Source organism: Terribacillus saccharophilus (genome assembly GCF_000725365.1).
GTDB classification, from domain to species: Bacteria; Bacillota; Bacilli; order Bacillales; family Amphibacillaceae; genus Terribacillus; species Terribacillus saccharophilus.
Genome location: NZ_CP008876.1, coordinates 609974 through 636179 on the forward strand (window position 1 = coordinate 609974; position 26206 = coordinate 636179).

General features: G+C 42.7%; 29 protein-coding genes and 1 pseudogene. 22 read left to right on the forward strand and 8 right to left on the reverse strand.

Annotation, left to right across the window (positions count from 1 at the left end; genetic code table 11):
• Nucleotides 1-35: 35 nt before the first annotated feature.
• Together GZ22_RS19040 and GZ22_RS19045 are read right to left on the reverse strand one after the other, a co-directional pair.
• Nucleotides 36-317: a hypothetical protein gene (locus tag GZ22_RS19040; RefSeq protein ID WP_342666728.1), complete on the reverse strand. Its 282-nt coding sequence runs from the start codon at nt 315-317 to the stop codon at nt 36-38.
• 144 nt (nt 318-461) lie between these two features.
• Nucleotides 462-806, reverse strand: coding sequence for a class I SAM-dependent methyltransferase (locus GZ22_RS19045; protein ID WP_342666729.1), 345 nt, complete (start codon nt 804-806; stop codon nt 462-464).
• 33 nt (nt 807-839) lie between these two features.
• Between GZ22_RS19045 and GZ22_RS03185 the strand changes: the two genes are divergently transcribed.
• The 3 genes from GZ22_RS03185 to GZ22_RS03195 are packed head-to-tail and all read left to right on the forward strand — an operon-like array spanning nt 840 to nt 2828.
• On the forward strand, nt 840-1784 hold the full coding sequence (locus GZ22_RS03185; RefSeq protein ID WP_038558590.1) for an alpha/beta fold hydrolase: 945 nt from the start codon (nt 840-842) through the stop codon (nt 1782-1784).
• Complete coding sequence (locus tag GZ22_RS03190; RefSeq protein WP_245609698.1) at nt 1781-2329, forward strand: GNAT family N-acetyltransferase; 549 nt, start codon at nt 1781-1783, stop codon at nt 2327-2329. Before GZ22_RS03185 ends, GZ22_RS03190 begins: the two co-directional genes overlap by 4 nt.
• Entirely contained in the window at nt 2310-2828 is a 519-nt protein-coding gene (locus tag GZ22_RS03195; protein ID WP_342666730.1) for a GNAT family N-acetyltransferase, read from the forward strand. The genes GZ22_RS03190 and GZ22_RS03195 overlap by 20 nt, the downstream gene beginning before the upstream one ends.
• Here GZ22_RS03195 and GZ22_RS03200 read toward each other — a convergent pair.
• Complete coding sequence (locus GZ22_RS03200; protein ID WP_038558595.1) at nt 2819-3220, reverse strand: hypothetical protein; 402 nt, start codon at nt 3218-3220, stop codon at nt 2819-2821. The genes GZ22_RS03195 and GZ22_RS03200 overlap by 10 nt on opposite strands.
• Before the next feature lie 56 nt (nt 3221-3276).
• Here GZ22_RS03200 and GZ22_RS03205 point away from each other — a divergent pair, with 56 nt between their 5' ends.
• From GZ22_RS03205 to GZ22_RS03225, 5 genes are all read left to right on the forward strand, one after another.
• On the forward strand, nt 3277-4032 hold the full coding sequence (locus tag GZ22_RS03205) for an AAA family ATPase (protein WP_038558597.1): 756 nt from the start codon (nt 3277-3279) through the stop codon (nt 4030-4032).
• Between the two features lie 78 nt (nt 4033-4110).
• Nucleotides 4111-4707, forward strand: a complete 597-nt coding sequence (locus GZ22_RS03210; protein WP_038558598.1) for a YdeI/OmpD-associated family protein — start codon at nt 4111-4113, stop codon at nt 4705-4707.
• A gap of 41 nt (nt 4708-4748) precedes the next feature.
• Nucleotides 4749-5189 carry a GNAT family N-acetyltransferase gene (locus tag GZ22_RS03215; RefSeq protein WP_038558600.1) on the forward strand — a complete coding sequence of 147 codons (441 nt, stop codon included), beginning with the start codon at nt 4749-4751 and terminating at the stop codon, nt 5187-5189.
• A gap of 15 nt (nt 5190-5204) precedes the next feature.
• Nucleotides 5205-5888, forward strand: a complete 684-nt coding sequence (locus tag GZ22_RS03220) for a type 1 glutamine amidotransferase (protein WP_038558601.1) — start codon at nt 5205-5207, stop codon at nt 5886-5888.
• Nucleotides 5889-6209: a hypothetical protein gene (locus tag GZ22_RS03225; protein ID WP_038558603.1), complete on the forward strand. Its 321-nt coding sequence runs from the start codon at nt 5889-5891 to the stop codon at nt 6207-6209.
• Between the two features lie 37 nt (nt 6210-6246).
• Here the strand turns inward: GZ22_RS03225 and GZ22_RS03230 are convergent, their stop codons facing one another.
• Nucleotides 6247-7119 carry an MBL fold metallo-hydrolase gene (locus tag GZ22_RS03230; RefSeq protein ID WP_038558605.1) on the reverse strand — a complete coding sequence of 291 codons (873 nt, stop codon included), beginning with the start codon at nt 7117-7119 and terminating at the stop codon, nt 6247-6249.
• The gene (nhaC, locus tag GZ22_RS03235; RefSeq protein ID WP_038558606.1) at nt 7109-8512 is read right to left on the reverse strand and encodes a Na+/H+ antiporter NhaC; all 1404 of its coding nucleotides are present in this window, start codon (nt 8510-8512) and stop codon (nt 7109-7111) included. Before nhaC ends, GZ22_RS03230 begins: the two co-directional genes overlap by 11 nt.
• Before the next feature lie 268 nt (nt 8513-8780).
• On the opposite strand from nhaC, the gene GZ22_RS03240 reads away from it, so the two are divergent.
• The 7 genes from GZ22_RS03240 to GZ22_RS03270 all read left to right on the forward strand — a co-directional run bounded on the left by GZ22_RS03240 (nt 8781) and on the right by GZ22_RS03270 (nt 16977).
• Complete coding sequence (locus tag GZ22_RS03240) at nt 8781-10145, forward strand: extracellular solute-binding protein (RefSeq protein ID WP_038558608.1); 1365 nt, start codon at nt 8781-8783, stop codon at nt 10143-10145.
• A gap of 72 nt (nt 10146-10217) precedes the next feature.
• Nucleotides 10218-11075 (forward strand): carbohydrate ABC transporter permease, encoded by an 858-nt coding sequence (locus GZ22_RS03245; RefSeq protein WP_051747997.1) that lies wholly within the window; start codon nt 10218-10220, stop codon nt 11073-11075.
• 16 nt (nt 11076-11091) lie between these two features.
• Nucleotides 11092-11916: a carbohydrate ABC transporter permease gene (locus GZ22_RS03250; protein WP_038558611.1), complete on the forward strand. Its 825-nt coding sequence runs from the start codon at nt 11092-11094 to the stop codon at nt 11914-11916.
• 15 nt (nt 11917-11931) lie between these two features.
• The gene (locus GZ22_RS03255) at nt 11932-15060 is read left to right on the forward strand and encodes an alpha-mannosidase (protein WP_084160799.1); all 3129 of its coding nucleotides are present in this window, start codon (nt 11932-11934) and stop codon (nt 15058-15060) included.
• 69 nt (nt 15061-15129) lie between these two features.
• The gene (locus GZ22_RS03260) at nt 15130-15570 is read left to right on the forward strand and encodes an NUDIX domain-containing protein (RefSeq protein WP_038558614.1); all 441 of its coding nucleotides are present in this window, start codon (nt 15130-15132) and stop codon (nt 15568-15570) included.
• A 96-nt stretch (nt 15571-15666) separates the two neighbouring features.
• A complete protein-coding gene (locus tag GZ22_RS03265; protein ID WP_051747998.1) occupies nt 15667-16080 on the forward strand; it encodes a MerR family transcriptional regulator in 414 nt (137 codons plus the stop codon).
• 150 nt (nt 16081-16230) lie between these two features.
• Entirely contained in the window at nt 16231-16977 is a 747-nt protein-coding gene (locus tag GZ22_RS03270) for a class I SAM-dependent methyltransferase (RefSeq protein ID WP_038558615.1), read from the forward strand.
• Here GZ22_RS03270 and pabB read toward each other — a convergent pair.
• Nucleotides 16974-18707 (reverse strand): aminodeoxychorismate synthase component I, encoded by a 1734-nt coding sequence (pabB, locus tag GZ22_RS03275; protein WP_038558617.1) that lies wholly within the window; start codon nt 18705-18707, stop codon nt 16974-16976. The genes GZ22_RS03270 and pabB overlap by 4 nt on opposite strands.
• Nucleotides 18708-18845: 138 nt before the next feature.
• On the opposite strand from pabB, the gene GZ22_RS03280 reads away from it, so the two are divergent.
• From GZ22_RS03280 to GZ22_RS03310, 7 genes and pseudogenes are all read left to right on the forward strand, one after another.
• Nucleotides 18846-19028, forward strand: a complete 183-nt coding sequence (locus GZ22_RS03280) for a hypothetical protein (protein ID WP_038558618.1) — start codon at nt 18846-18848, stop codon at nt 19026-19028.
• A gap of 18 nt (nt 19029-19046) precedes the next feature.
• On the forward strand, nt 19047-19223 hold the full coding sequence (locus GZ22_RS18520) for a hypothetical protein (protein WP_164072010.1): 177 nt from the start codon (nt 19047-19049) through the stop codon (nt 19221-19223).
• 111 nt (nt 19224-19334) lie between these two features.
• Nucleotides 19335-19823, forward strand: a complete 489-nt coding sequence (locus tag GZ22_RS17945; RefSeq protein ID WP_051747999.1) for a GNAT family N-acetyltransferase — start codon at nt 19335-19337, stop codon at nt 19821-19823.
• A pseudogene (locus GZ22_RS03290) lies at nt 19823-20326 on the forward strand (GNAT family N-acetyltransferase); the annotation flags it as partial. The gene GZ22_RS17945 and the pseudogene GZ22_RS03290, both read left to right, overlap by 1 nt.
• Nucleotides 20327-20363: 37 nt before the next feature.
• Nucleotides 20364-20555, forward strand: a complete 192-nt coding sequence (locus GZ22_RS03295) for a hypothetical protein (RefSeq protein WP_038558621.1) — start codon at nt 20364-20366, stop codon at nt 20553-20555.
• 730 nt (nt 20556-21285) lie between these two features.
• Nucleotides 21286-22155 (forward strand): methyl-accepting chemotaxis protein, encoded by an 870-nt coding sequence (locus GZ22_RS03305; protein ID WP_123921883.1) that lies wholly within the window; start codon nt 21286-21288, stop codon nt 22153-22155.
• A 14-nt stretch (nt 22156-22169) separates the two neighbouring features.
• A complete protein-coding gene (locus GZ22_RS03310; RefSeq protein WP_038558625.1) occupies nt 22170-23630 on the forward strand; it encodes an aldehyde dehydrogenase family protein in 1461 nt (486 codons plus the stop codon).
• 43 nt (nt 23631-23673) lie between these two features.
• Here the strand turns inward: GZ22_RS03310 and GZ22_RS03315 are convergent, their stop codons facing one another.
• Both GZ22_RS03315 and GZ22_RS03320 read right to left on the reverse strand, forming a co-directional pair.
• Nucleotides 23674-24168: a cupin domain-containing protein gene (locus tag GZ22_RS03315; RefSeq protein WP_038558627.1), complete on the reverse strand. Its 495-nt coding sequence runs from the start codon at nt 24166-24168 to the stop codon at nt 23674-23676.
• A gap of 117 nt (nt 24169-24285) precedes the next feature.
• A complete protein-coding gene (locus GZ22_RS03320) occupies nt 24286-26178 on the reverse strand; it encodes a rhamnogalacturonan lyase (protein ID WP_164072012.1) in 1893 nt (630 codons plus the stop codon).
• Between the last annotated feature and the right edge of the window lie 28 nt (nt 26179-26206).

Consider the following 26206-nt stretch of genomic DNA (forward strand, 5'->3'; position numbering starts at 1 on the left):
CAGGAAGAAGCTAAGCGTACAATGCTTAGCTTCTTTTATTTTACAGCCTTCCAAATTGTCCATCTATCACTTTCCACAATATCCCTTTCCTCTGTGATACAATCGTCTATATACTGAACCAACTTCTCTAGTTCGTCATCCTCCAAAGCATGCAGGATGCTTCTCCCCAGTCTGGCACGCAGATCTGCCAGCAGTTTCTCTTTCGTTTTGTGTATTTGGCGGACTTCCCATAATGTATGTTTTTCTATGCTGTTGAAGCCACAACCTTCTAATTCTTTTATAACTTGAGCTGAGGTATGTCTCCGGTTAGTTTCCATCTCTGCAAGTCTTGGAAAACATGAGAAGAAATAGCCTCTGATATGCTCAGGGCTTCCAGGCAGCAGGCAATCTTCCGGTGTACGGTCCTGAATGAGCAATACTCCGCCAGGGCGCAGTAAGCGATGTGCTTCATAGAAACAAGGCTACAGCTCCGGTAAGTGATGAATCAGGGCTCGTTCCAGGATAAGATCGCAGCTAGCTGATGCTAACCCAGTTACTAGAGCGTCACCTCTATGGAACCGAATACCTTTCCGACCTCGACAATTCTCAGTCGCTGCTTCTAACATGACTTCTGATGAATCTACTCCTGTCACAAATGGTATGCCCATTTCCGCAAGTGCTTTCGTGTAAATACCACCGCCGCAGCCGATATCGAAAGCTTGTTTAATAGAATGATTCCCGATGAGGGAGGTATAAGTTCTAATCCATGTGACGTTTGCATTTCTTTGGGTATAACTCCATTTATTCTTTGTATGATGAAAATCCATAGTTTCTATCCTTTCTGATTGGAAGTGAAATAAATGGCTTTACAGTTGGTGGATCTCAATGGCGCGCAGCAGGGTGTCATTATTAAGCATAATAAGGATAAATTTGCTCCTATCTTGTTATTTCTGCACGGAGGTCCTGGATTTCCTGCTTATCCGCTAATTAGCGCGAACAGAGTAGAGCTGGAACAAGAATTTACCGTTTGCTACTGGGATCAGCGCGGTACCGGTTCCTCCTACAAAGCAGCAAAGGGTGGAGATTCGCTTACTTTGGAACAGCTGCTTGCTGATACGTTAGAATTGATTGCTTTCTTAAGGAAGACATATGACCAGGAGAAGATATATGTACTTGGGCATTCTTGGGGCACAATTTTAGGTACCTTGGCTGCGCAAAAAGTGCCAGAACATCTTTATGCCTATATAGGTGTCGGGCAAATTGGTATTCAGTTTGAATCGGAAAAAGAAGCCTATGACTTCCTCGTCTCGGAAGCGGTTCGTCGTTCAGATGAAAAGGCAAAACGGGAATTAGCTCGAAGAAAATTTGATGAAGATTACTATCAAAACCGTGCTTACGGGGCAGTTCGATTTAAATATACAAGAAAGTATGCTGTCGGTTTTACGCGAGATGGATACAGTAACAGCCGCCTGATCCGGGAAGTAATGCGCTGTCCAGAATATAGATGGAAAGATAAATTCAACGTATTCGCAGGTAGCGGACTATCGTATCAAAAGCTAGCAAAAGAGATAAGTACAACCAATCTAACTCGTACTGTTCCTGAGTTGAAGGTGCCGGTGTACTTCCTTCATGGAAAATATGATTATCAAACTACTTATCAGCAGGCTTACAACTTTTATACATCACTTAAAGCACCAGTTAAGCAATTTCATACTTTTTCAGAAAGTGCGCACAGTCCGTTTCTGGAGGAACCAGACAACTTCAATAATCTCTTAAAAACGATACGGGAGACTGTTGAATCGTGACAAAGCAAAAACCACATGTTCGGTCGCTTAAATGTACTGATATCGCACTTCTTGTTAAATGGATATCAGACCCTGAAGTACTTACCTTTTATGAAGGTCGAGATAACCCATTTGATAAAAATAAAATAAGAGAAGTCTTCTTTGCATCCGACGCAGCCCAAAAATGTATCTTCTCCTATATAAATAAGCCTATCGGTTATGTGCAATATTATGAGTTGGAAAAGGATGAGAAGAAAGAATTCGGTTATGAAAGTAAGCAGCAAATCTATGGAATGGATCAGTTTATCGGAGAAACAGATTACTGGAATAAGGGCATCGGAACATTGCTCGTCCAAACGATGATTCAGTTTCTGAAGAAGGAGAAAGAAGCAGAAGCGATAGTGATGGATCCGCAAGCTTGGAATGTACGCGCAATCCGCTGTTATGAGAAATGCGGTTTTCAAAAAGTGAAGATATTGCCCAAGCATGAGTGGCATGAAGGAAGCTATCGGGACTGCTGGTTAATGGAATGGAGAGGGGATGCTTATGAGAATACAGTTACGTGAACTTGTAGAAGAAGACTGGAAAGCTGTCCATGCATATGCTTCACTGGAGAAGGTTTGCCGTTATCAGCCTTGGGGTCCAAATACAGAGGCTGAGTCGAAACAGTTTGTTGAGGAAGTATTGCAGGATGCACAGCAAGAGCCACAGATGAGATTTGTATATGCAATCATGTTTGAGGGGAATATGATCGGTTCTGCAGAGCTGAGTATTAAAAGCACGCAGAACCGAGAAGGGGAAATCGGGTATATCTTATATCCCGATTTCTGGAACAAAGGCTTTGCTACAGAAGCTGCCAAAAACGTCTTATCTATCGGTTTCCGGACATTGGGTTTACATCGTATCTGTGCTACCTGTGATCCGAATAACTTGGCTTCTGCCTCCGTATTAAAGAAAATCGGTATGCAAAAGGAAGGACTTCTCCGTGAACATATGCGTATGAAATCAGGCTGGCGTGATTCTCTGCTTTATAGCATACTCGAGCACGAATATGTTCAAGAATGATAGCCATACATGTAAGAGAACAGAAAATAAAGAGCTGCCATCAGGGCGGCTAGCGGAATGGTGACTCCTAGGATATTGGAACGTTTCCAGGGTCCTTTTGGGTCTGTATAACCTTTATACAGCAGATATATTAGTAAACCAATCATCGGTACAAACAGTAAATGACGGATATCTGCAATCCATTCATTATTTACAATCCAATTGATGTTAGGTGTTGTCGCTGCTCCTTCATAGGTGTTATCAATGCGCTCCTTGACGACTACGAACAGAGCTCCGAGTATTAGATAATAGATGGTAAATAGAATTTTGACAGGTTTGTTTAAGTAGCGGGTAAAGAGTACGACCGCTAAAAATAAGACAAGCAGTACAGCTAACAGAATATAATCTTGCATGATATATTCTCCTTTCCCTTTGTTGAAATGATATACATGAAGATAGGAATGATAATGTGAAATTAACTTCAACAAATCAATATGTGAGACAAATGAGCTTGAAGGATGATTCTTCAGTGCTTCCTAATCACTTCCCATTTTCACTGCCAGTCATTCAAAACTTAGCTAAACTTTCTTTCCATCCAAATGTAACGTATATTATCGGGGAGAACGGTATGGGCAAATCGACTTTACTCGAAGCTATTGCAGTAGCACTTGGTTTCAACCCCGAGGGCGGTTCAAGGAATTTTTCTTTCTCAAGCTATGAATCACATTCCTGTTTGCATGAATATATCCGCATCGTCCGGGGAGGAAACCGGCCCCGTGATGGGTACTTTTTCCGCGCAGAGACTTTCTATAATGTGGCTACTAATATTGAGGAAATGGATCGCGTGGGGTTCGGACGAAAAATCATTGATTCCTACGGTGGAAAATCCCTTCATGAGCAGTCCCATGGGGAAGCATTTTTTGCAGCTTTCATGGAGCGATTCTCCGGAAATGGATTATACATACTTGATGAACCGGAGGCAGCTTTGTCCCCAATCCGCCAGCTATCGATGCTTGCTAGAATCGATGAACTGGTGGAGGAGGGCTCACAATTCATTATTTCGACGCATGCTCCGCTGCTGATGGCTTATCCAGATGCAAAGATTCTCCAGTTGGATGCAGAAGGTATAGATGAAGTACAGCTAGAAGAGACACAGCATTACAGCATAATGAAGCAGTTTTTCGAGGATAGGGGCAGACTTTTACATCATTTGTTCCGAAGATAGTTAGTGCAGTTACAGAGAAATTTGAGCATAATTATCTATAGAGTATCTTGATTGAAATTTGGAGAGGTGAGTTACTGCATGACAAATACTGAAAAAAATCATAAGGTGGATGAATTTTTAAGTAAAGCTAAGCAGTGGAAAGATGAATTTATAAGCCTGAGAAATATTATTCTTGATTGTGAGTTAACCGAAGATTTCAAGTGGAAGCATCCTTGTTACACGCTTGAGGGGAAAAACATCGTTTTAATACATGGATTCAAAGATTATTGTGCGCTGCTGTTTCACAAAGGTGCTCTATTAAAAGATACCAATCAGATACTAATCCAGCAAACTGAGAATGTACAGGCAGCACGTCAACTCCGGTTTAAAAATGTTAAAGAAATAGCTGAAATGAAAACTACCATAAAAGCCTATATCCAAGAAGCTATTGAAATTGAAAACGCCGGGTTAAAAGTGGATTTAAAAGAGCACACAGAATACATAATTCCCGAAGAACTTCATAATAAATTTGAAGAAACACCTGCTTTGAAAACTGCCTTTGAAGCATTAACTCCAGGGCGGCAAAGAGCATATATATTTTATTTTTCTCAAGCTAAACAATCCAAAACTCGAGAGGCAAGGATTGAAAAATATATGCAGCAAATCCTAGATGGAAAGGGATTGAATGATAGATAAGAACTTAAAAGTATTTACTTTACCAAAGGAGAGGTGAACAAATGGATATTATCAAAGCATCCATACAAGACGTAAAAGAAGCAGCAATTTTATTTGACCAGTATCGGCAATTTTACAACCAAGCTCATGATTTGAGCGGAGCAGAGGCGTACATAACAGAAAGGCTAAGAAAAGAGGATTCCGTCATTTTTCTCGTGAAGGATGAGGGTAAGTGTGTCGGTTTCACCCAGCTTTACCCCACTTTTTCTTCAATTGGTATGAAGCGTGCTTGGATTTTGAATGACCTCTATGTAACGGAAGCTGCCAGAAAACAAGGCGTTGGAGAGAAATTGCTCGACGCAGCGGAGGCTTTTGCAAGGGAAACTGGTGCAGGGAGTATCGCACTTAGTACAGCTCCTGACAATGAGAAGGCACAACGTCTTTATGAAAGAAAAGGATACGAGCGGGATGAGCAGTTCTATCATTATGAGTTGAGCTTGTAAGAGAGGATGTTAGGTATGATGATAGATGTTTTGCAGCATGTTCCGTTTGAAGATCTTGCTGCTATAAAGGAGTGGGGAGAAGAACGCAATCATAGCTTTCGAGTTCACCATCTCTACGAAAACGCCATTCTTCCAGAGGCAAAAGATATTACTTTGCTCATCATTCTTGGCGGACCGATGAGTGCCAATGACACAGATCGCTGGATTGAAGAAGAACGTACTCTTATTCGTCAATTAATAGAACAGCAAAAGCCAGTGTTCGGAATCTGTCTCGGCGCTCAGCAAATTGCAAAAGCTTTAGGAGCGACTGTTTTCCAGGGTGAACAAAAAGAAGTTGGCTGGTATCCAATCCAGACTGCTACAAATCACTTTCCATTCATTCCTGATAAAATGACCGTCTTCCATTGGCATGGAGAGCAATTCTCTCTACCTCACGGTGCCACACGTCTTTTCGGAAATGAAGTATGCGAGAATCAGGGGTTTATTTACAGAGATAACGTTATTGGATTGCAATTCCATTTTGAAACGACTAGAGAAAGTATGGAAAAACTGATAGTTCATGATAAGGATTATTTAGATGATAGTGCGTTCGTCCAAAGTGAGGAAGTAATGAAAGCGGCTGTTCTTCCAGCAGAAAATGTGGATGTGCTTTACAGATTGCTTGATCACTTGGTGCAAACTGCAAGTGAGGCTGTCTAAATGGAATGCAGCTGTAACAAAACTAAGCATATCCTTTTTGAGGCAGATTTTGCTGATCCAATCTGGTGTGCTGATTGTAATATGAATCTGGATCTGGATGATTTTCCAGTGTCAGCGGCTTTAAGACTGAGAGTAGAGCGCTGGACAGAAGACTATGGAAAATGGCTGGACTGGGAACGTGACAAGCTTAAACCTGATGCAGAAACGATTGAAGAAAATTTCAACAACGAAGGCAAGCTATTGTCTGTCGCAATACAGCAAGAACTTCATGACCTTACTATCACTTACAGACCTTCTCGGCTTAGTTTGTTATATAAGTAAAAAAGCTGTCAGCCAATTATGGCTGACAGCTTTTTTGTCATAGTTCTAATTCTAATCCTTCTTCAGCAAGAAAGAATCCACGCGTTCTTACGCTTTGGTATTCCTCGCTATCTGGATCCAGGACCGGATTCGAATGATTGAGATGCGTCAGATAGACTTTTGTTCCTACTGTATCAACAACATTCTGGAGCCTGTCCATTGTTTCAATAATCGGCGGATGGGGGATTTGGCTTATATCCCGGCCGACTCCGGCAACTTCCTGCTTGCTGTAGAATGTTGCATCCACAATAACGAAATCAACCGTTTTTGCTATTTCTTCGATATCGTGATTCCATTCTTCCCATGAATCAATATCCGGAATGTACAGTGCTTTTTTACTCGGTCCCTCGATAAGGAAGCCAAACGTTTCGGAGTACTCGTTCCGATGTGGCACTTCTACGGGGGTAAAACGGACATGATCTCCAAGCTCTTGCGCCTTATCTGCATAAATGGTTTTAGTAACGATATTCTTTAAACCTACCAGCTGGCTCCATGGTGCATCTTTAGCTAACAGCTGTGACATTCTTTCGCTTGCATAAACAGGTAATTCAGATGTAGACATACCTTCTTTTCCTAAGAAAAGAAGACCAGGATAGTGACCTGCATGTGCATGAGTCAAAATAATACTGTTCATGATGCCCGCTTTTGGATAAGCGTTTTGCATGCTGTACAGCTGTTCCCGGAAATCTGGTGTCGCATCAATCATATGCCATGTTGAATCATCTGTGATGATTGCCAAGCTCGCAGCATAATGACGGAATGTATGATCTGCATGAGCACGGCGGCAATTGGCGCAATAACAGTTTGCCTGTGGAACGCCAGCATCTTGTGCACTGCCTAGAAATCGCAGCTTGATGTTATTAGCCTGCATGCTTGACGCCTTCTTTCGTATCATCTTTTTTTGTGATTGACAGTCCTGTGTATCCGTAAATCACGTTGATGAGCGGTACTAAGAAAATAAAGAAAGCGTACGGAATGTAATCATAAGGACTCACACCTAGAACACCTGCAGCAAAGAATGCCGGAACACTCCAAGGTACCATGTTGATACCAACGGCACCAGCGGCTTCCACACAGCGTGAAAGATTCTTCGCTGCCAAGTTGCGATCCTCAAAGGCTTGCTTAAAGGTACGGATTGGCAGGATGACTGCCAGAATCTGTGCGCCAGTAGCAAAACCAACCACTAAAGCAGAAAGTACGGTACTTCCTATTAAGGAACCAGTACTTTTCACGCGATTGATGAATGTCTCTGTGATTGTCTTGAGTACTCCAATATCCTCCAGCATACCGCCAAGTGCAGTAGCAACCAATACGAGCCCGATTGTGCCCATCATGGATGTGATACCGCCGCGATGAAGTAAGTTATTCAAACTTTCCAAGCCAGTATCACCGCTGAAGCCATTCGTCATGGCGCCAATGATATCAGATACGGATGCACCTTGAACGATATAAGCAAGAATAGCTCCTATAAGACTTATAAGTACCAAAGAAGGTAAAGTAGGATATTTCTTAATCAAAGCAACTACAGTCAAAAGCGGTACAAGTAAAAGCAATGGATGGATGACAAATGTATCTGCCAAATGCGTATTAATTGTACGAATTTCCTCCATACTTTTTACTTCACCTGCATAGTTCAAACCAACGATCCAATAAATCACTACTGACAGTAAGAAAGCCGGTATGGTATCCCATAACATATGTCGGATGTGGCTGAATAGATCAACACCTGCCATAGAGGCGGCAACGTTAGTTGTTTCTGATAAAGGCGAGAATTTATCTCCAAGGTAGGCTCCGGAAATAATTGCCCCTGCTACTAAAGCTAATGGAAAGCCCATGCTGTCTCCGACTGCAATGAAAGCTAATCCGACTGTTCCGATCGAAGCGAACGAGCTGCCAAGTGCCATAGAAAGAACACCAGTAGCAAGTGCTACACTCGGGATGAAAATAGAAGGATGAATAAGATCAAGACCATAATAGATAAGCGTTGGAATTACCCCGCTGCTTATCCAAGACCCGATAATAATACCGACGATGATCAGAATATAGACAGCAGGCAACGCCCTTTGGATTCCTTTGCCCATATAGGACTCGAGATCACTCCATTTGTGTCCAAGTAATACGCCTAGTACCGAAGTGACAATCAAGCTGATCATCAACGGCATGAGCATTCCCGCGTTCCAGTAGAACAGGGAGAAAAACGCAGCGACTGCGAGTGCGATTAGCGGAAGCAGCGCTTGAATAAAAAGAGGTTGTTTCTGCGTCATGATAAATTCCTTTCTGAGAACATATTAAATTTTTTGGAAGTTCTCTTGTTATATATTCTTACAATGATAGTTGTCAGTGTTACAAGTGTCAACGTAACAATTTAATTTCGAAAATTTTGAATTTGAGACTTGCTTTCATGTGAATAAGAAGTGAAGCAAGGCATATAATCCGTTATAGGTGTCAGGTCGAGTCCTGACTTTTCTTTTGGAACAATATGTATGCGCTTTCATTTTATGATTAAGGCAGAATCAAGAGGAGGAGTTGTAGATGTGGAAGAGTGCTAAAGGTGTATGTTTGTTCATGCTTATTCTCATTCTAGTCACGATGGCAGCGTGCTCCAGCAATACAGAATCAGAAGATGGTAAGAAAGAACTTACTGTCGTATATCGATCTCCTGGTTCAGTAGATTCACTTATGAATTTTTTTGAGTCTGGGGTCATAGAGGAATTCGAAAAGGAACATCCAGATATCGATGTGAAGATAACGCCAATTACAGCGAGTGAGGGAGACTATTTCTCTAAAGTTGCACTGCAGATGAAGTCAGCCGAAACGGCACCGGATGTTGTATCTGAGGATACATTCATGCTTAATTCCGATGCGAATGCTGGCTACCTTGATCCTTTGGATGATCGTATTGCAGATTGGGAGGAATGGGATAACATCATTGAAAACTTGAAATCCGGTGTGACAGCCGAAGATGGCAAGGTGTATGGAGTGCCGTCTACTTCCGACTCACGCGGACTTTGGTACAGCAAGGAACTATTCGCCGAAGCGGGTCTTCCTGTACCATGGGAACCGAAAAATTGGGAAGAGGTACTTAGTGCAGCAATAACGATTAAAGAAAAGACAGACGGAGTGACACCGCTTTTCATGCAAGTCGGAAAAGCCAATGGCGAGGCAGTTTCCATGCAGACACTGGAGATGCTGTTATATGGAACCGGCGATACACTCTATGACGATACTGATAAAAAATGGGTTGTGGACAGTCCTGGTTTACTGGATTCGTTCCGCTTTATTTCACAGGTGTACGACGTAGAAAAAGTTGGTCCTGATTTCTCTGTCGTCATGAGCGGACAATCCGGAAACGTGGCTTTCCAACAATTATTCCCGCAAAAGAAGCTGGCAATAGCACTGGATGGCAGCTGGAATGCCCGGAACTGGGCCGAGAACGGAGCAGCTCCGATCGAAAATGTCGAGGAGAAAATAGGGTTTGCACCAATGCCGACACAAAATGGCCAAGAGCCAGGGGCAATTACGATGAGTGGAGGCTGGGCTTGGGCAATTCCATCCAAAGCAGATATGAAGGAAGAAGCATGGGAGTTCATTCAATTCTTAATGGAAAAGGACAACAGCATCAATCGCTCAATGACAGATGGTAACTTGAACACTCGGACAGATGCTGTCGAAGTAGAAGAGTATGTGAACCGTCCATTTGCCAAAGAATCACAAGCATACTTGGAAAATGCACAATTCAGACCAGCAAATGATAAGTATCCAGCAGTATCCACACAGCTGCAGACAGTAGTTGAAGCTATCGCAACTGGCAAACTGACTCCTGAAGATGCGGTGCAGCAATATAAAGCTGGAGTAGAACGAGTGGTAGGCAAAGAAAACACGAAGGTGGCTGAATAGAAAACCATCCCATCAAGGGTGCTGGAATACCCAGCTCCCTTTGATTGGGCGGGAGAAAGGTGACGAATATGTATGCATAGAAAAGCGATACTTTTTCTGTCTCCATCTTGGATTCTTCTTTTATTATTTTTCATAACTCCGATGTTACTGACTTTCGGCTTTGCTTTTACGAATTTGTCACTTACAGGGACCGATGCAGCCAACATTCAATTTATTGGATTCCAAAACTTCACCAATATGTTTCAAGATCCAGAATTTCGAATTAGCGTGTTCCGGACACTTATTTTCTTGCTTTTCTCTGCCGTAGTCGGACAGGTTGTATTAGGATTGATCCTTGCATTGTTAATGAAGGAAAAGGCTCGCGGTTTTCGCCGATTCATAGGTGTAATCGTAATTGCCGGCTGGGTGACGCCGGAGATTGTCGTAGCTTTTTGCTGGGTGGCTTTCTTGAGCGATGCAGGTACGTTTAATAGCATTTTGCAAGGTATTGGCTTTGAACCAATCACCTGGTTGTTCACGTTCCCGATGGTAAGTGTCATTATCGCAAACATTTGGCATGGCACTGCTTTTTCAATGATGGTGTTTCAGGCGACATTGGATGATGTGCCAAAATCGGTACAAGAAGCTGCCGTGATAGATGGGGCGTCCCGGTGGCAGATATTTTTCCGCGTAACACTTCCAATTGTTAAGGGCTCGATAGTCACTAATATGATGCTCGTCACGCTGCAGACGCTTGGCGTCTTCACGTTGATTTATACGATGACAGGCGGAGGACCAGGTAATGCCACGCAGATTCTTCCGATATTCATGTACAATCAAGCTTTCGTTAACTACCAATTCGGATATGGAACAGCCATCTCGTTAGTTCTGCTCGTTATCGGTACGGTTGCCAGTTTGCTGTACATGCGTTTTATGAAAGTAAAACTATAAGGAGGAGGGATGCAGAATGAAGGTATCGAAAAAAGAATTAGTAATCCACTATCTGGCGCTGATTTTCTTAGCTATCTGCTTCTTACTGCCTTTTTTGTGGCTCGTATTCGCTTCCTTCGATCAGCAGGCAACTCAAGCAATCAAACTTCCGGAGAAATGGACGCTGGATAACTTTACGGCTATTCTTTCAGATCCTAGTAATATACGGTCCTTTGCTATCGGTTTATTCATATCACTTGGGCAGGCAACGATTGTCGTGATTGTTGCTGGATTGGCCGCTTACCCGCTTTCTCGATATAGGCTGCGTTACAAGCGTTCATTCCTGCTTACTATCTTGTTCATGACGTCTTTGCCGATCACGGCAGTTATGGTTCCTGTCTATCAGTTGTTCCTCTTTCTGAACATCCAGGATTCCATCATATTCACGACGATTTTCCTAGCAGCATCTGGACTTCCTTATGCAATCTGGATGATGAAGAATTTTATGGATGCGGTGCCAATTGAACTGGAGGAATCGGCATGGGTGGATGGTGCTTCAGTACTGACGAGTATGCGTAAAGTAGTTGGACCATTAATGCTGCCAGGAATCTTTACGATTGCCATCTTCACATTTACAGGCAGCTGGGGAAATTTCTTTGTTCCTTATATTTTGCTGCAGACACAGGAGAAGCTTCCAGCGTCCGTAACACTGTACCAGTTTTTCGGAAACTACGGCATTATCGAGTACGGCAAATTAGCAGCGTTCTCCATGCTGTACACGATGCCGTCTATCATTCTTTATATCTTTGCTCAAAAATACATGTCTAAGGGCTTCAGCCTCGGCGGGGCATCCAAAGGCTAAAGGAGTGTAAGTATGTTGAGTTTGAAAGAACTTCAGCTGGAAAGAAGAATAGAAGAATTGGAGAAATACCGTTATCGTGATCGGCATGATCTGCAGCATTTTCTAGCGTTGGAAGATCAGGAGAAGAAGGTGGCACCTGAAGTTCCAGGTCTGAGTGAATTTAATGAAAAACTGCATGTTGGGGAGCATTGGAAAGGCCGAGATCGTTATCTTTGGCTGGCCAAGGAAATCTCTCTTCCTAAAGAGTGGGCAGGAAAGCAGGTTGTAGGAGTATTTGATTTTGGCAAGACTGGCGGCGGAGGCAATTCAGGCTTTGAGTCACAATGCTATGTAAATAATGTGATGCATCAAGCAGTAGATTCCAATCACCAGGAACTTTTCTTTGAGGATGACTGGCATGGAGATTCTATTCTTTTGGCATTTCGTCTTTGGTCTGGCTTGGAAGGCGGCGGTACAAGAGTAGACCAGGAGCATCAAATAAAGCGGGCTGAAGTAGCCCTTTTCGATGAACAAGCTGATGATTTATATTATACGGGTTTCGCCATTTTGGAAACGATACGCGTACTAGATGAGAATGCTGCGGAGCGAGTCCAGTTATTATCGCTGTTAGATCAGACTGTCAGGTTAATTGATTGGAGCTCACCTGGAAACGATACATTCTATCAGTCTATTTATGAGGCAAACGACTATCTTCAAAAAGAATTGGATAATCTGGACAGCGATTCTCCAATCACAATTCGCTGTATCGGTCACACCCATATTGATGTAGCGTGGCTGTGGCGCTTGAAACATACGAGGGAAAAAGCTGGTCGCTCCTTTTCCACTGTTCTGCGTCTGATGGAAAAATATCCCGACTATAAGTTTCTGCAAACACAGCCGCAGCTCTATAGCTATGTAAAACAAGACTTCCCGGAGCTGTACGCCCAGATAAAAGAAAGAATTGCTGATGGTCAGTGGGAAGTGGACGGTGCGATGTGGCTGGAAGCCGATTGTAACTTGCCTTCGGGTGAATCATTGGTGCGTCAGATTTTACAGGGCGCTAAGTTCATTCAAGAGGAATTCGGAAAAGATGTGAACTACCTCTGGCTGCCGGATGTGTTCGGCTATTCTTGGGCATTGCCTCAGATCCTCAGCAAGGCAGGAATCAATACCTTCCTAACGTCCAAGATCAGCTGGAACCAATTCAATCGAATGCCAAATGACACATTTACATGGAGAGGATTAGATGGAAGTGAGGTGCTGACGCAATTCATCACGACACCAGATTCATCACCTCGCGAAAATACATGGTTCGCTACTTATAACGGTCAAATCCTGCCAGATACCGTCACGGGTACATGGGATAACTACAAAAATAAAGCACTTACGAAGGAACTGCTTCTTTCCTATGGCTATGGAGATGGCGGAGGAGGCGTAAACAGAACCATGCTCGAAATGCGCAGAAGACTGGATCGTATGCCAGGACTGCCTAACGTCAAGACAGGTGATGTTAAAAGTTACTTTGAATCGCTGCATGAACAGACCCAAAATACATCAGAGTTCATGCCAATTTGGGATGGAGAGCTTTATTTGGAATATCACCGCGGTACGTATACTAGTCAAGCTTACAATAAAAAAATGAACCGCAGGATGGAACTCGAGCTGCGGGAAACGGAATTCCTGCATGTATGGAAAGCGATTCAGGCAGATGACTTTTTGAGGTATCCATCTTCAACATTAGAAGAGGTATGGCGGACAGTATTGCGTAATCAATTCCACGATATCATTCCGGGATCTTCGATTCGGGAAGTATATGAAGATAGTAAGGCGGAATACGAAGAAGGATATGCAAAGCTTCAAGTCCTGCAGAAAGATGCCACAGCTGATTTGGTCTCAGATAAGAAGCAAACGTGGAGTATTGTTAATTCTTCATCCTGGGAAATGGATGGTATTGTTAAAATAGAGACAAAGGATGAAGGTGTATGGGAGGATGAAAGCGGCAATTCTTTGGTGGCACAAAAACATAAAGACGGCTGGCTGGTAGAAGTGCCGGCTGTACCAGGAACGGGACGTAAACAGGTTCATTTAAAGACTGACAAAAAAGTTTCAGAGCAAAAAGATGAGTGGTTCGAGCTGAAGAATCGGGAGCTCGTAACACCATTTTATGAAGCCAGTTTTAACGAATACGGTCAGCTTCAGTCGCTATATGATAGGAAAGCAAAACGTCATGTACTAGCTGAGTCGGAGAACGGAAATGTGTTTCAGGTGTTTGAGGATAAGCCGCTAGATTATGATGCATGGGATATTGATCTATTTTATCAGGAGAAAAAGAAAGAAGTTACGAACCTGCTCGATTTTACTTTGAAAGAAGCCGGTCCACTGCAGCTTGTAATAGAAGCGTGTTGGCAGTATGGCAGTTCAACTATTCATCAAGACATTATTTTCTATCGTAATCGGAAAGTAATAGATTTCAAAACAGAAGTAGATTGGCATGAGCGTCAGCAATTATTGAAAACAGCCTTTCCAGTCCGTATTCGGGCAACAGAAGCAACATATGATATCCAATACGGCAACGTCAAACGACCGACACATTGGAATACATCTTGGGATATAGCCAGGTTTGAATCTGTCGCCCATCAATGGGTCGATTTCTCGGAACAAAATTATGGCGTCAGTCTGCTTAACGATTGCAAGTACGGACATGACATCAAAGATCATACAATTCGTTTGTCCTTGATCAAATCCGCAATCGCACCGGATATTGAACAAGATCAAGGTCGTCATATATTCTCTTATTCCCTTTACCCTCATGAGGAGGGATGGGTAAAGGCAAATACTGTGCAGGAAGCATGGAAGCTGAATCAGCCTTTCCAAGTATACTGCGGAGGAAATGACAAAGACGGAGAAAGACTATTTTCTATCGATAACCCGAATGTGCAGCTGGATGCCATTAAGAAAGCAGAGGATAATGAAGATATCATCATTCGCTTGCATGAATATGCTGGTGGTACACAGCAGGTGACGATACAACCTGAGTTCGAGTATAGCTTCTGGGAGGAATGTGATTTGAGGGAAAGAAACATAGATCAAAGCCCTCAGGAAGGCAGTATAGAATTATCCTTTACTCCATATGAAATAAAAACAATTCGTATATCCAAATCATAAGAAAAGCCCTTTATGGGCTTTTCTTTTTTTACTGTATACTTTCGTTTATAAAAGCAAAGGGGGATGCATATGCGTACGTTCGGAAATAAGGTACTAGGAAAACACTATATGGAGAGACGGGCTGTATACGGAATGTTGCACGGCCCATCTAGAACAATAGGTGTAATCCGTTTAAGAAACGATCACTTGCTAATGTTACCTGGAGGAGGAATAGAGAACGGCGAGAGCGAAGTGGAATGTCTGGCAAGAGAGGTCCTGGAGGAAACCGGCTATACGATAAACAAGCCAACATTTCTATGTCAAGCAACACAATACTTCCAGTCCAGAGACGCTAGGCACTACCTACAAAATATAGGGAGTTTCTACAGCTGTTCATTAGGAGTTAAAATTACAGAGCCAGTGGAAGAAAATCATGAATTAATTTGGCTAAGCCCAGAAGAAACAGCGAACGGCTTATTTCATCAGCACCAAGCTTGGGCAGTCCGGCAATACTTCGGATTATTAAATTAAATTGTGATCAGCCTATATGTGCTTTGGATTCTTACTTTCCTATAGTATACTTTAGGAAAGTGTTTCCAGTTATACATATAGCAAGGGGAGATGGATTTGTCTGAGCAAGAAATGCAGTATACGGCAAAAGATTTGGCAGCTTCATTGGATGTGACAACCTCGACGCTTCGAAGATGGGCGATAGCATTGGAAAGTGCTCATTATCCTTTTCAGCGGAATGAAAAAGGACAGCGAATATATACAGAACTGGATATCGCTACATTTGAAGAATTAAAGAAATTACTTGGAGAAAAGATGACCTTTGCGGATGCAATCCAGCAGCTGACCGGGCATACCAAGACTAATGAGAAAAAGTCAGAAACAGAGAAATTGAATGTAACTGCGGAGGAACTGGAGAAGCTTGTCTCACGTGCAGTGAAAAAAGCAGTGAAGAAAGAACGGGAAAAGCTGTTCAAGCAGCTGAAGAAACAGATGAAAAAAGAACGGGATAAGCTGAAAGAGAAATCTTGATAAGGTCACTATGGTGATCTTTTTTTTTACTCTTTTAAAGAAGATATGCCTCAATCTAAATGATACAAAAATCAGAATAATAAGTCTAGTCTTTTTTTTATTTGATGCCAAAATAGAATTGTATTCGATTATAAATTAGGAGGCGTAATTATGAAGCAAAATATTTATGACAATGAAGCATTTTTTGAGAATTACAAAGCTCTGCGGGAAGATCCCGTGAATTACAATGAACTGTTGGAGCAGCCAGAGATAAAACGAATGCTGCCCGACTTAAACGGCAAACATGTATTAGATATCGGCTGTGGCATGGGAGACTTGGCTATGTATTGTGCAGAGCAGGGAGCAGCGAGTGTAACTGCATTAGATCCATCCAGCAAAATGTTACAGGAAGCAAGAACCAGAAATAATCATCCCTCAATCGAATATATTCAAACAGCATTAGAGGATGCAGTGCTGAAAAAAGAGAGCTATGACATTGCTGTCAGTTCACTTGTAATGCATTATGTTGCAGATTACGATGCGGTCATCCAGTCTATCCATGCTGCTCTGAAGGAAGACGGTATCCTCTTATTCTCTACCGAACATCCAATTGTAACTGCCAGAAAAGAAGGAAACAAGTGGATTTTGGATGAAGAAGGGAACCGGATTCATTTCGCGGTGGACAACTACCAGGAGCTAGGCAGGCGTGAAGTAAAATGGTATGTAAATGGAGTAGTATACTACCATCGGTCGATTGCTGCACTATGCAACGGACTTATACGGAATGGATTTAGTCTAGAAGAGGTATCGGAGCCAATGCCAAATGAAGCGGCAATTGCTCAGCTGCCGCGGATAGAGCATGAACTGCGCCGGCCATCCTTTATTATTTTGAAGGCGAGAAAGACAGCCCGTCCTTAATGGACGGGCTCCATTTCTACCCAGCCTCGAACGCTATTGATCAGCCAGATGCTAGAAGCAGCTTGGAGATCAGCTTTCGTCAAGACAGCTTCTTGAATCGTACCTTTTTCCATTAATTCCTCTCGCAATGTACCTGGTAGTAGACCGCTGGCAACAGGAGGCGTAAGCAGTTTGTCATCCTGTTCGATGACAAGATTGCCAATTGTAAATTCGGTCAGCTCGCCAGCTTCATTCCAAAGCAGCGTATCGAACAAGTCAGGCTTCTCTATTTTATAATCTTCATATACTTTACGATAAGTAGTCTTGTGATAATAATATCGATTAGTTCTGTCGATTGGTGTGGCAGCTAAAGCGAATTTCTGCTTGGTTACTATCGATGCTGCTAATTCACCATAAAGCAGCTTAAGCACTCCGCTTTGATCAGCAAGAAGACGTATCCGATGTGATTGACCGGGATGCTCCTTTTGGTGCTGATGAAGAAGCTTGCGGACAGCTGCTTCTTTAATAGGAATGCTGAAATAATCTGCTGACTGCAACAATCGACGAATATGTTTGTATTCTAGTATAAATTCACCATTTAAATATGCGATCGTTTCCAGAAGCTTGAAATCTGGAAGCTGCTCCTGCAGTACAGAGGATTTGGCGATTGCTTCCCCATACTCACCCTTAGAAGTGGAATCCCAAGTGATACCTCCGCCAACGCTGTAGGTTGCCCGCTTTTCGACCTTGTCGACAATTGCTGTACGGATTGGCACATTGAAGACAGCTTCGCCGCCTGGTTCGATAAAGCCGATGGCACCACAGTACACCTCGCGCGGTTCGGGTTCGAGGTTCGTAATTACTTTCATTGTGCTCGCTTTAGGAGCGCCTGTAATCGATCCGCATGGAAAGAGAGCACGCATGATATCGGTGATCGTTATGCCTGGGACTGTTTCAGCTTCGACAGTTGAAGTCATCTGGTAAACGGTAGGGTACTTTTCAATTGTATATAAAGCCGGAACATGCACACTACCAAGCTTGGCAATTCTGCTGATGTCGTTGCGCAGCAGATCGACAATCATGACATTCTCGGCACGGTCTTTGACAGAGGCGGCTAGTGTTTCCCTCTGTTCAAGGTCCTGTGTGTATGTAAGTCCACGCTTGATTGTCCCTTTCATCGGTTTTGTAATGATACGTTTTCCATCCCAGCGGAAAAATAATTCAGGAGAAGCGGATAGAATTGCAGTATCTTCCCAAGCCAAATAGGCAGTATAATCGGCATGCTGTGCTCGCTGCATTTGGCGGAAAAGAGCAGCAGGATCACCAGTAAAGGCTGTGCGAAGACGCATCGTATAATTCGTCTGATATGTATTGCCAGCAGCAATCTCCTCTTTAATAGTCTGGATAGCTTGATTATATGCTGTTTTTGAAATTGCTGGCTGCCAGTTCAGCTTGTGCGGTGCTGTATCAATTGATTTTGGCTGTTCTTCACGAAAGGTCTTGTAAATAGCGAATTGCAATAGAGGCAGCTTTGATCCTGCTGCAGTGACATAGCTTGGATCGAATGCACCAGCAGCTTCATAGGAAAGGTAGCCGGCAGCGTAAAATCCTTGTTCTGTATATGCTTGCACCTGCTCCAGGCAGGGGATGACATCATCTATTGTGTATGCAGTAAGCAGTGTCTGCTGATCTGTGAAACGCCGATGCTGTGTTTGTCCATTTGCGTCAGCAAAATTGAAATAAGCGTACATGGAATATCTCCTTTCTTGCTCTATTAGTATCTCATATGGTGCACAAACGGAATAGCTTATCGGAATAGAGTAATTATTGAAACTATTTCCATATTATTTCCGTAGTAGCAGGTACAATCTTTTAGGAGGAGTTGCAAGTTGCGGACGATCCAAGTGTTGAAGGAACTAGGATTTTGGGTGTTTGCATGCATCTATTTGATCGGAATTCGGCCCAATTTGGATGGATATATACTGTGGATACCAGATCTGCTCATCTGTGCGGCTATTGTACTTTCGCTGACTGCATACGTACTTCGCTTTGGGCGGAAAAATGAGTATTAGTAAGAGGAGGTAACAAGTATGAAACGATACGACTATATTGATGTTATTATATTGCTCACCTTTATTGTGTTTATGACTAGCATAGATTTAAGTCATATAAAATGGTTGGAAGGCGGAGTTCTGATCGTATACAGTATATGGGCTTTCTTGATGGGACTTAAGACTGTAGCAATCTTGAAACAATCAAAATCATGATAGCCTGCAAGAGCTTTAATCTTAGTTAATTACGTTTATCTCAGATGGAGGTAAGAGAATGCATATCACATTACATAAAAAAGCGGGTTTAAAGATATGCGGCGGGTGATTATGTGCAAAGACATCGTGTTTACGGAAAAGTTGCTGACTGGTCTGCATCCTTTTGATGTACGAAGCACATCAACAATAGCTACTCTGTTTCACGAGGGCTTTAAGGAGACGATAGATGCGGAATACAACAGCGCAAATGCTTATCTTGATGAAATACAGGCTGTGATTGATGGAAGGTACGGGCAATTTCTGTCTTCTTGCTCGTATTACTCTAAAACTTCTGGAAGCGTAAGGGGTGTAACGATGGTAACGCTCTTCCGTTCTGTTCCTTTGCTTGCTTATGTAGTCACAGCTCCGGAATGGCAGGGAAAGGGCGTTGCCACTGCTTTAATACAGTCTAGTGAGCAGGCATTAGTTCGACAAGGCTACAAAAAACTTTACTTGGTCGTGACTAAACAAAATTATCGAGCAAGCTCACTTTATCGGACATTAGGATTCCGCGAAGTAGGGGAGAACTGGGATTTGGTATTGAGAAGGGAGAAGCAGTAGTGATTAAAGTAAGATTAATCAAAGAGCAAGATGCAGCGGATCTTTTATCGCTGGAACTGCGAAACAAGGAGTTCTTTCAGCTTTATACGGGTAAGCGGGATGAACACTTTTATACATTAGATGGCCAACGGGAGCGTATTGATAGAGCTATTGCTTCAGCTGCTGAAGATACAGGATATTATTATGTGATTCTTTTAGATGGAGATATTATCGGTATTATCATGCTGTCGGAAGTTGTGCGCTATAATCTTCAGAGCAGTTGGATCGGGTATTTTCTTGATAAGGAACAGAACGGAAAAGGATATATGACTGAGGTGGTACGTCAGGTAGTGGGTTTTGCTTTTGATGAATTGAATTTTCATCGGTTAGAGGCAGGTGTCATGCCGCATAATATCGGTTCAATCAAAGTGTTATTAAAGGCAGGGTTCCATAAGGAAGGTATCGCCAAGCAGAATGTCAAAATCAATGGAAAGTGGCAGGATCATCAAACTCTTGCTATCATTAACCCTCGGGACCTCATGTAAAGGAGAGGGTAAATAGATGAACAAATGGCTGCTTATAGCTGGGGTATTGGTAGAAATCGTCGGTATTCTGTTAATATTGTTCTGGCGAGTTGATGATATGATTGCAATAATTACTGGTATAGCAATTATCGTCATTGGGATAGTACTTTTCCAGATTGGATATTGGCGTATCATAAGAGCTCGTAAAAGAGGAATGATGAGAAGATAAAGAAGCTGGCTGATGGGGGAAACTCAATCAGCTGGCTTTTTTTAAACTGAAATTTACGCTGTGTTCGCCAGCTGTTCTGCTATGCTAATGTTATCCAGTGAAAAGGGGTGTTATTAAAAATGAAGAGCAAGTCATCTTCTATTACGATAGCTCTTATATGCTGTTGTATCTTCCTATCTTGTCATACGGTTAAAGCCTCACCAGACCCCAACTCATCCGTATCTATAAAAAACAAAAGTACAGACATTTTTATTTGCAGTTCAGATCAAGTCTATCAAGAGACTAACGGAACATATACGACAGAAGATTTCCAAAATGCAAAACCAGTTGAGATGCCAGTAGCTGAAGAATCTTGGCTGGAAACTTTGCTGAATAACTTTATAAATAATGACACACAAGATACAATCTCGTCTGATACAGATCAAATGAGTCCACAAATAATTCCCATAAGGCAAAAGCCAATAAACCTTTATCCGCAAAGCTCCTACATTCATTGTTTGCTGTCTGCCCATATGAACGCAGATTTCTAAGCTAATCACCTCTCCTAATGAGATAGGTCATAAAGTCTATAAAACTCCAAATATCTCTCTATCTTGTCGCCTTACGTAGTGAATAATACCTTGAAAATGTCATCTAATTATATTCCATTTTTACCAAATTACTTTACAAATCTGGAAGTTTACCGATATATAGTAATAGAGTGAAATTTTACGAATAGGGGCTTGATGTGATGAGTATGCAAGTACATGAGCAGACGGAACAAGCATTGCATCCGATGTTGGACGCCTTTGTGAAGATAGGGCCGTTCTTGCAGGATCTAATCAATGAAGATGTCACAATTGGTATCTACAACACAGAGAAGTTAGTTATCAATTTCCCAGCTAAGACCTTTTCATTGAATGTTACACCTGGAGATCCATTAATGGACGGGGATATCGTAACTGCAGCTATCCGCCAAAACAAAAATCAATATGCAGTCGTACCGGAGGAGCTTTTTGGTGTCAGTATTATCGCTCGGGCCATCCCGCTTCACGATGAAGCAGGTAATGTAGTAGGCGGAGTCGGAGTCGGTTTGAGCATTGAAAGTGCGAATCAATTGTCTTCTATTGCTACTAATCTTTCAGATGTTATTGGCGACGTAACTGCTACTATCCAGGATATGGCGCAATCTATCTCGGGTTTGGCTGAAGGCATGAATTACATATCCAAAAAAGCTTCAGAGGTAACGGAAAGCGTAGATACGATCGAAGAAGTATCCAACGTCGTCAAAGGTATTGCGGATCAGAGCAACTTGCTTGGTCTAAATGCTGCTATTGAAGCTGCGCGAGCTGGAGAACAAGGGCGCGGATTCAGTGTGGTTGCAGATGAAATCCGTAAGATGGCAACTGGATCCAAGGATCAGGTTAGTGAGATTCATCAGATTACCGAGAAAATTAAAACTGTTATCAGCAAGTTGAGCAATTCCATTCAAGAAGCGAATGCAGAATCAGATACTCAATCAGCTGCTATTGAAGAGCTGACAGCAACGATGGAAGAAATTAATGCTAATGTACAAACTTTAGCAAATCTAGCAAAAGAGAATATCTCAATCAAAGACTAATAGAGGTGACCGACATGGAGAATTTCAAACACGTAAACAGTCAGTATATTAACGGAGAATGGCGTGAAGGACAGAGCAGCGTGAAAATGGAGAACCGCAATCCATATAACGGTGAGCTTATCGCTACTTATCAAGCTGCCAACTTGGATGATTTGAATGAAGCGTATGAAGCATCTGCCCGAGTTCAGAAAGAATGGGCGAAAACAAACCCGGTAGCACAGCGCGCTGTCTTCGAAAAAGCGGTTGCTTACCTTGAAGCAAACCACGAAGCATTTGTTGAGACTATCATTGAGGAGATTGGCGGTACAAGACTGAAAGCTGAGTTCGAAATCGGTCTTGTTACAAATATCATCAAGGAAGCATCTACATTCCCATTCCGCATGAACGGCCAAATTTTGCCGTCCCCGATTGATGGCAAGGAAAACCGTGTTTATCGTGTACCGGTTGGAGTTGTGGGGATTATCAGCCCATTCAACTTCCCGTTCTTCCTATCTATGAAATCTGTCGCTACTGCTTTAGCAGCTGGAAATGGTGTGGTATTGAAACCGCATGAACATACAGCAATTACTGGCGGTACGATGATTGCGAAGCTATTCGAGGAAGCGGGTCTTCCAAAGGGCTTGCTGAATGTCATTGTGACTGAAATCAGTGAAATTGGTGATAACTTTGTAGAGCACCGAATTCCGCGTGCCGTTTCCTTCACAGGATCTACTAAAGTCGGTAAACATATCGGAATGGTAGCCGGTAAGAATTTGAAAGAAGCACATCTGGAGCTTGGCGGTAATAGTGCATTGGTAGTTTTAGAGGATGCGGATATGGAACTTGCAGTCAGTGCAGCTGTATTCAGCCGTTTCACTCACCAAGGTCAGATCTGTATGTCTGCTAACCGTCTTATCGTACATGAAGATGTATATGATGAATTCGTTGAAAAATATTTGGCGAAGGTTTCCACGCTTACTTGCGGTGACCCGAAAGATCCAAGCACAATCATCGGACCTCTTATCAACGAACAGCAAGTAAAAACAACTGTAGCGTTGATTGAAAAAGGTATCGAAGAAGGTGCAACACCTTTAATCAAAGGTAAAGTGGAAGGCAACATTGTTGAACCAGTAGTATTTGGTGATGTGACACCAGATATGACACTTGCAAACGAAGAACTGTTTGCACCCGTTGTTAGTATTCTGAAAGTGAAAAGTGATGAAGAAGTGTTGGCTTATGCAAATAACAGTGATTATGGCTTAAGCGGTGCTATCCACACAAGAGACGTGGAGCGCGGTGCTGAGCTTGCGAAACAAATGGATACTGGTATGATTCATATCAACGATGGTACGATCAATGATGAACCTACAGTCGCATTTGGCGGCGTTAAGAACTCCGGTCTTGGTCGACTGAATGGCGAGTGGAGTCTTGATGCATTCACAACGACAAAATGGATTAGCATCCAGCACGATCGCAGACAATATCCATATAGCTAATAAATAAGGACCCACAGCTAGTATGCTGTGGGTCTTATTTATTCTACTCTGCAGCCATGGCATCTTGTTTGGTTCGATGAACTGTGCCAAATGGATGCTCAGGCGGTGCATAAATTGTGTATAACTTCAAAGGGTTTTGACCGGTATTTATAATGTTGTGCCATGTTCCGGCAGGGACGAAGATGGCAAAATCGTCTTGAACATATTGCTGATAATATAAGTTGTCTTTTCTAGGACCCATTTGGACTAGTCCTCGCCCGGATTCAATGCGAAGAAATTGATCAACATTCGGGTGCCTCTCCAATCCAATATCTTCTCCTGGACGGATACTCATTAAAGTCACTTGTAGATGTTTTCCTGTCCAGATAGCTGTCCGGAAGAAACGATTATGCTCCGTAGCTTGTTCGATATCAACAACATAGGGTGAATTTCCGTGATCATGTATTGGCTGTTGATTAACGTTGTGTTGCTGCCACTGATAGTTACGCCAATCGTTTGGACTTGGGTGCCAGTGATAATGCTGATTTTTATAGTACATTTATTCTTCTCCTTAGATGCAGTTATATCTTATCTTATGCTGTTGCCTAGAGTGCGTTCTTATTAGCAAGACAAATGAAAGAGTACAGGAGATTTTCCTGTACTCTGAAAACAGTAATCATTTAGCTTTCTTTACTTCAATTCTTGGCATTTCTGGCTTTTTCATATCATTTCCCAAGAAATAACTTGTGTGGGGCGGCTGGTTATAAGCAACATTCTGCCAAGCAACGCCCAATCGATAAACAGGGTCATGCATCAAGGTAGGAAGTTTTGCTTCCGTTATGTCTGTTGTTGTATAAAGAACGAGAGCACTGCTGTCCTCTGTGCGCCAGATAGCTTCCTCACGCCAGTCGCCGATTAAATCAGCCTGAAGCGCAGGATTCCCTTTTGTTCCATTGTTGGAGTAAGTTCCTTTTGCATCAAGTAATGTATCCAACTTTTCTGTTTCTGGGTTCCATTTTCCGATTAAGCCTGTGCCAGTCTGGATGCTTTCATCGAAAGTATGATCAAGAATTTCACGTGTCAGGTCGCCGTCCCACCAGATAGCAAAATTGGCAGGAGGGATATTCGTTGATATCTGCTCACCAGATGCTGCGTAAAGGCCGCCTGTCGGGCTGTTCCAAGCGCCGTCAATTGCCCACATCTCGGCTCCTGGATAGCGAGGATCAATATCAGATGCAAGTCCGCGTCCTACATCTATGTTTGTTGGAATTCCCCAGATTAGTTCGCCTGTACGGGCATCGCGGAATTCGATACCAGCTTCATTCGGATAAGGTTCATGAACTTGGAATACTTCAAGCCCTGGACGACTTGGGTCCAAATCACTAAGGTGCATCGCATCTCCGTGCCCAAGACCTGTCGAATAAAGACCAGTTCCATCATCGTCCAATGCCATAGCACCATAAATGATTTCGTCTTTTCCGTCTTCGTCCACGTCACCGATACTCAAGTTGTGATTACCCTGCTGTGCATAAGCTTCGTTTCCAGGAGTTTCACTATTGAACATCCATTGCTTTTTCAGTTTTCCGTCTTTATAGGTATATGCGGCAATTACTGTTTTTTCATAATAACCTCTAGCTTCAATGATACTCGGTGTTTTGCCATCCAGATAGGCGACTCCGGCAAGGAAGCGGTCACCTCGGTTCCCGTAACAGTCACCCCAATCGCAAATATCACCCCGGGCTGGTTCATAATCGACTGTTTGCTTGATCTTACCTGTGTTGCCTTCAAATACAGTCAAATATTCTGGGCCTTCGAGTATATAACCTGATGCATTGCGATGATCTGCGTCAGGATCGCCGATAACTTTTCCTTTTGAGTCTTTTGTTCCGTCAGCCGTTTTGACGACAAGCTCTGATTTTCCGTTACCATCAAAATCATAAACGAGCATTTGTGTGTAATGGGCCCCTGCACGGATATTATGACCAAGGTCAATTCGCCATTTATGAGTTCCATCCATTTCATAAGCATCAATTAAAACATTGCCTGTATAGCCAGAGCGGGAATTATCCTGTGCATTGGATGGATCCCATTTCAAAATGATTTCCCATTCTCCGTCACCATCCAGATCACCGACACTGGCATCATTAGCATTATAAGTATAGGTCTTCCCATCCGGTGTTGTACCATCAGCTGGCTTTTGGAGAGGGATGTTTAGCTGATTGTCACGCCATACTTTAATTTTATCCTGATCAACACCTTTCCCGATTGCTTCTACACGATAGACACTATTTGCGTTACCATCTTTGTCCAAGAAATTGGTGCTATGTTTCACAGGTTTCCGAGTGATTTTCTTACCATCACGATAAACATGAAAGGAAGTTTTTTTCGTATCGTTCCCTAGGAATCTCCAGCTTAAGAAAATACCATCCTCAGTCTGGACAGCAACAGCGCCACGTTCCAAATATTCCATTTGTCTCTTAGGCAGTTTCTTGGCATCGGCAGAGAAGGGAACAGCGAATGTCAGAAGCAAGACGAGCAGCAGAAGCAGACATTTTTTCAATGTGATCATTCCTCTCCTTTATTTTTTAAAGCGCTTT

Bases quoted from the DNA above. Each gene is read 5' to 3' on its own strand.
- GZ22_RS03310 (WP_038558625.1), top strand. From the start codon at position 22,170: ATGGAGAATTTCAAACACGTAAACAGTCAGTATATTAACGGAGAATGG.
- GZ22_RS03305 (WP_123921883.1), top strand. From the start codon at position 21,286: ATGAGTATGCAAGTACATGAGCAGACGGAACAAGCATTGCATCCGATG.
- GZ22_RS03295 (WP_038558621.1), top strand. From the start codon at position 20,364: ATGAACAAATGGCTGCTTATAGCTGGGGTATTGGTAGAAATCGTCGGT.
- GZ22_RS03270 (WP_038558615.1), top strand. From the start codon at position 16,231: ATGAAGCAAAATATTTATGACAATGAAGCATTTTTTGAGAATTACAAA.
- GZ22_RS03210 (WP_038558598.1), top strand. From the start codon at position 4,111: ATGACAAATACTGAAAAAAATCATAAGGTGGATGAATTTTTAAGTAAA.
- GZ22_RS03250 (WP_038558611.1), top strand. From the start codon at position 11,092: ATGAAGGTATCGAAAAAAGAATTAGTAATCCACTATCTGGCGCTGATT.
- GZ22_RS19045 (WP_342666729.1), bottom strand. From the start codon at position 806: ATGGATTTTCATCATACAAAGAATAAATGGAGTTATACCCAAAGAAAT.
- GZ22_RS03315 (WP_038558627.1), bottom strand. From the start codon at position 24,168: ATGTACTATAAAAATCAGCATTATCACTGGCACCCAAGTCCAAACGAT.
- GZ22_RS03230 (WP_038558605.1), bottom strand. From the start codon at position 7,119: ATGCAGGCTAATAACATCAAGCTGCGATTTCTAGGCAGTGCACAAGAT.
- GZ22_RS03260 (WP_038558614.1), top strand. From the start codon at position 15,130: ATGCGTACGTTCGGAAATAAGGTACTAGGAAAACACTATATGGAGAGA.
- GZ22_RS03215 (WP_038558600.1), top strand. From the start codon at position 4,749: ATGGATATTATCAAAGCATCCATACAAGACGTAAAAGAAGCAGCAATT.
- GZ22_RS03195 (WP_342666730.1), top strand. From the start codon at position 2,310: ATGAGAATACAGTTACGTGAACTTGTAGAAGAAGACTGGAAAGCTGTC.
- GZ22_RS03225 (WP_038558603.1), top strand. From the start codon at position 5,889: ATGGAATGCAGCTGTAACAAAACTAAGCATATCCTTTTTGAGGCAGAT.
- GZ22_RS17945 (WP_051747999.1), top strand. From the start codon at position 19,335: ATGTGCAAAGACATCGTGTTTACGGAAAAGTTGCTGACTGGTCTGCAT.
- GZ22_RS03240 (WP_038558608.1), top strand. From the start codon at position 8,781: ATGTGGAAGAGTGCTAAAGGTGTATGTTTGTTCATGCTTATTCTCATT.
- nhaC (WP_038558606.1), bottom strand. From the start codon at position 8,512: ATGACGCAGAAACAACCTCTTTTTATTCAAGCGCTGCTTCCGCTAATC.
- GZ22_RS18520 (WP_164072010.1), top strand. From the start codon at position 19,047: ATGAAACGATACGACTATATTGATGTTATTATATTGCTCACCTTTATT.
- pabB (WP_038558617.1), bottom strand. From the start codon at position 18,707: ATGTACGCTTATTTCAATTTTGCTGACGCAAATGGACAAACACAGCAT.
- GZ22_RS03185 (WP_038558590.1), top strand. From the start codon at position 840: ATGGCTTTACAGTTGGTGGATCTCAATGGCGCGCAGCAGGGTGTCATT.
- GZ22_RS03320 (WP_164072012.1), bottom strand. From the start codon at position 26,178: ATGATCACATTGAAAAAATGTCTGCTTCTGCTGCTCGTCTTGCTTCTG.
- GZ22_RS03200 (WP_038558595.1), bottom strand. From the start codon at position 3,220: ATGCAAGATTATATTCTGTTAGCTGTACTGCTTGTCTTATTTTTAGCG.
- GZ22_RS19040 (WP_342666728.1), bottom strand. From the start codon at position 317: ATGGAAACTAACCGGAGACATACCTCAGCTCAAGTTATAAAAGAATTA.
- GZ22_RS03245 (WP_051747997.1), top strand. From the start codon at position 10,218: ATGCATAGAAAAGCGATACTTTTTCTGTCTCCATCTTGGATTCTTCTT.
- GZ22_RS03220 (WP_038558601.1), top strand. From the start codon at position 5,205: ATGATGATAGATGTTTTGCAGCATGTTCCGTTTGAAGATCTTGCTGCT.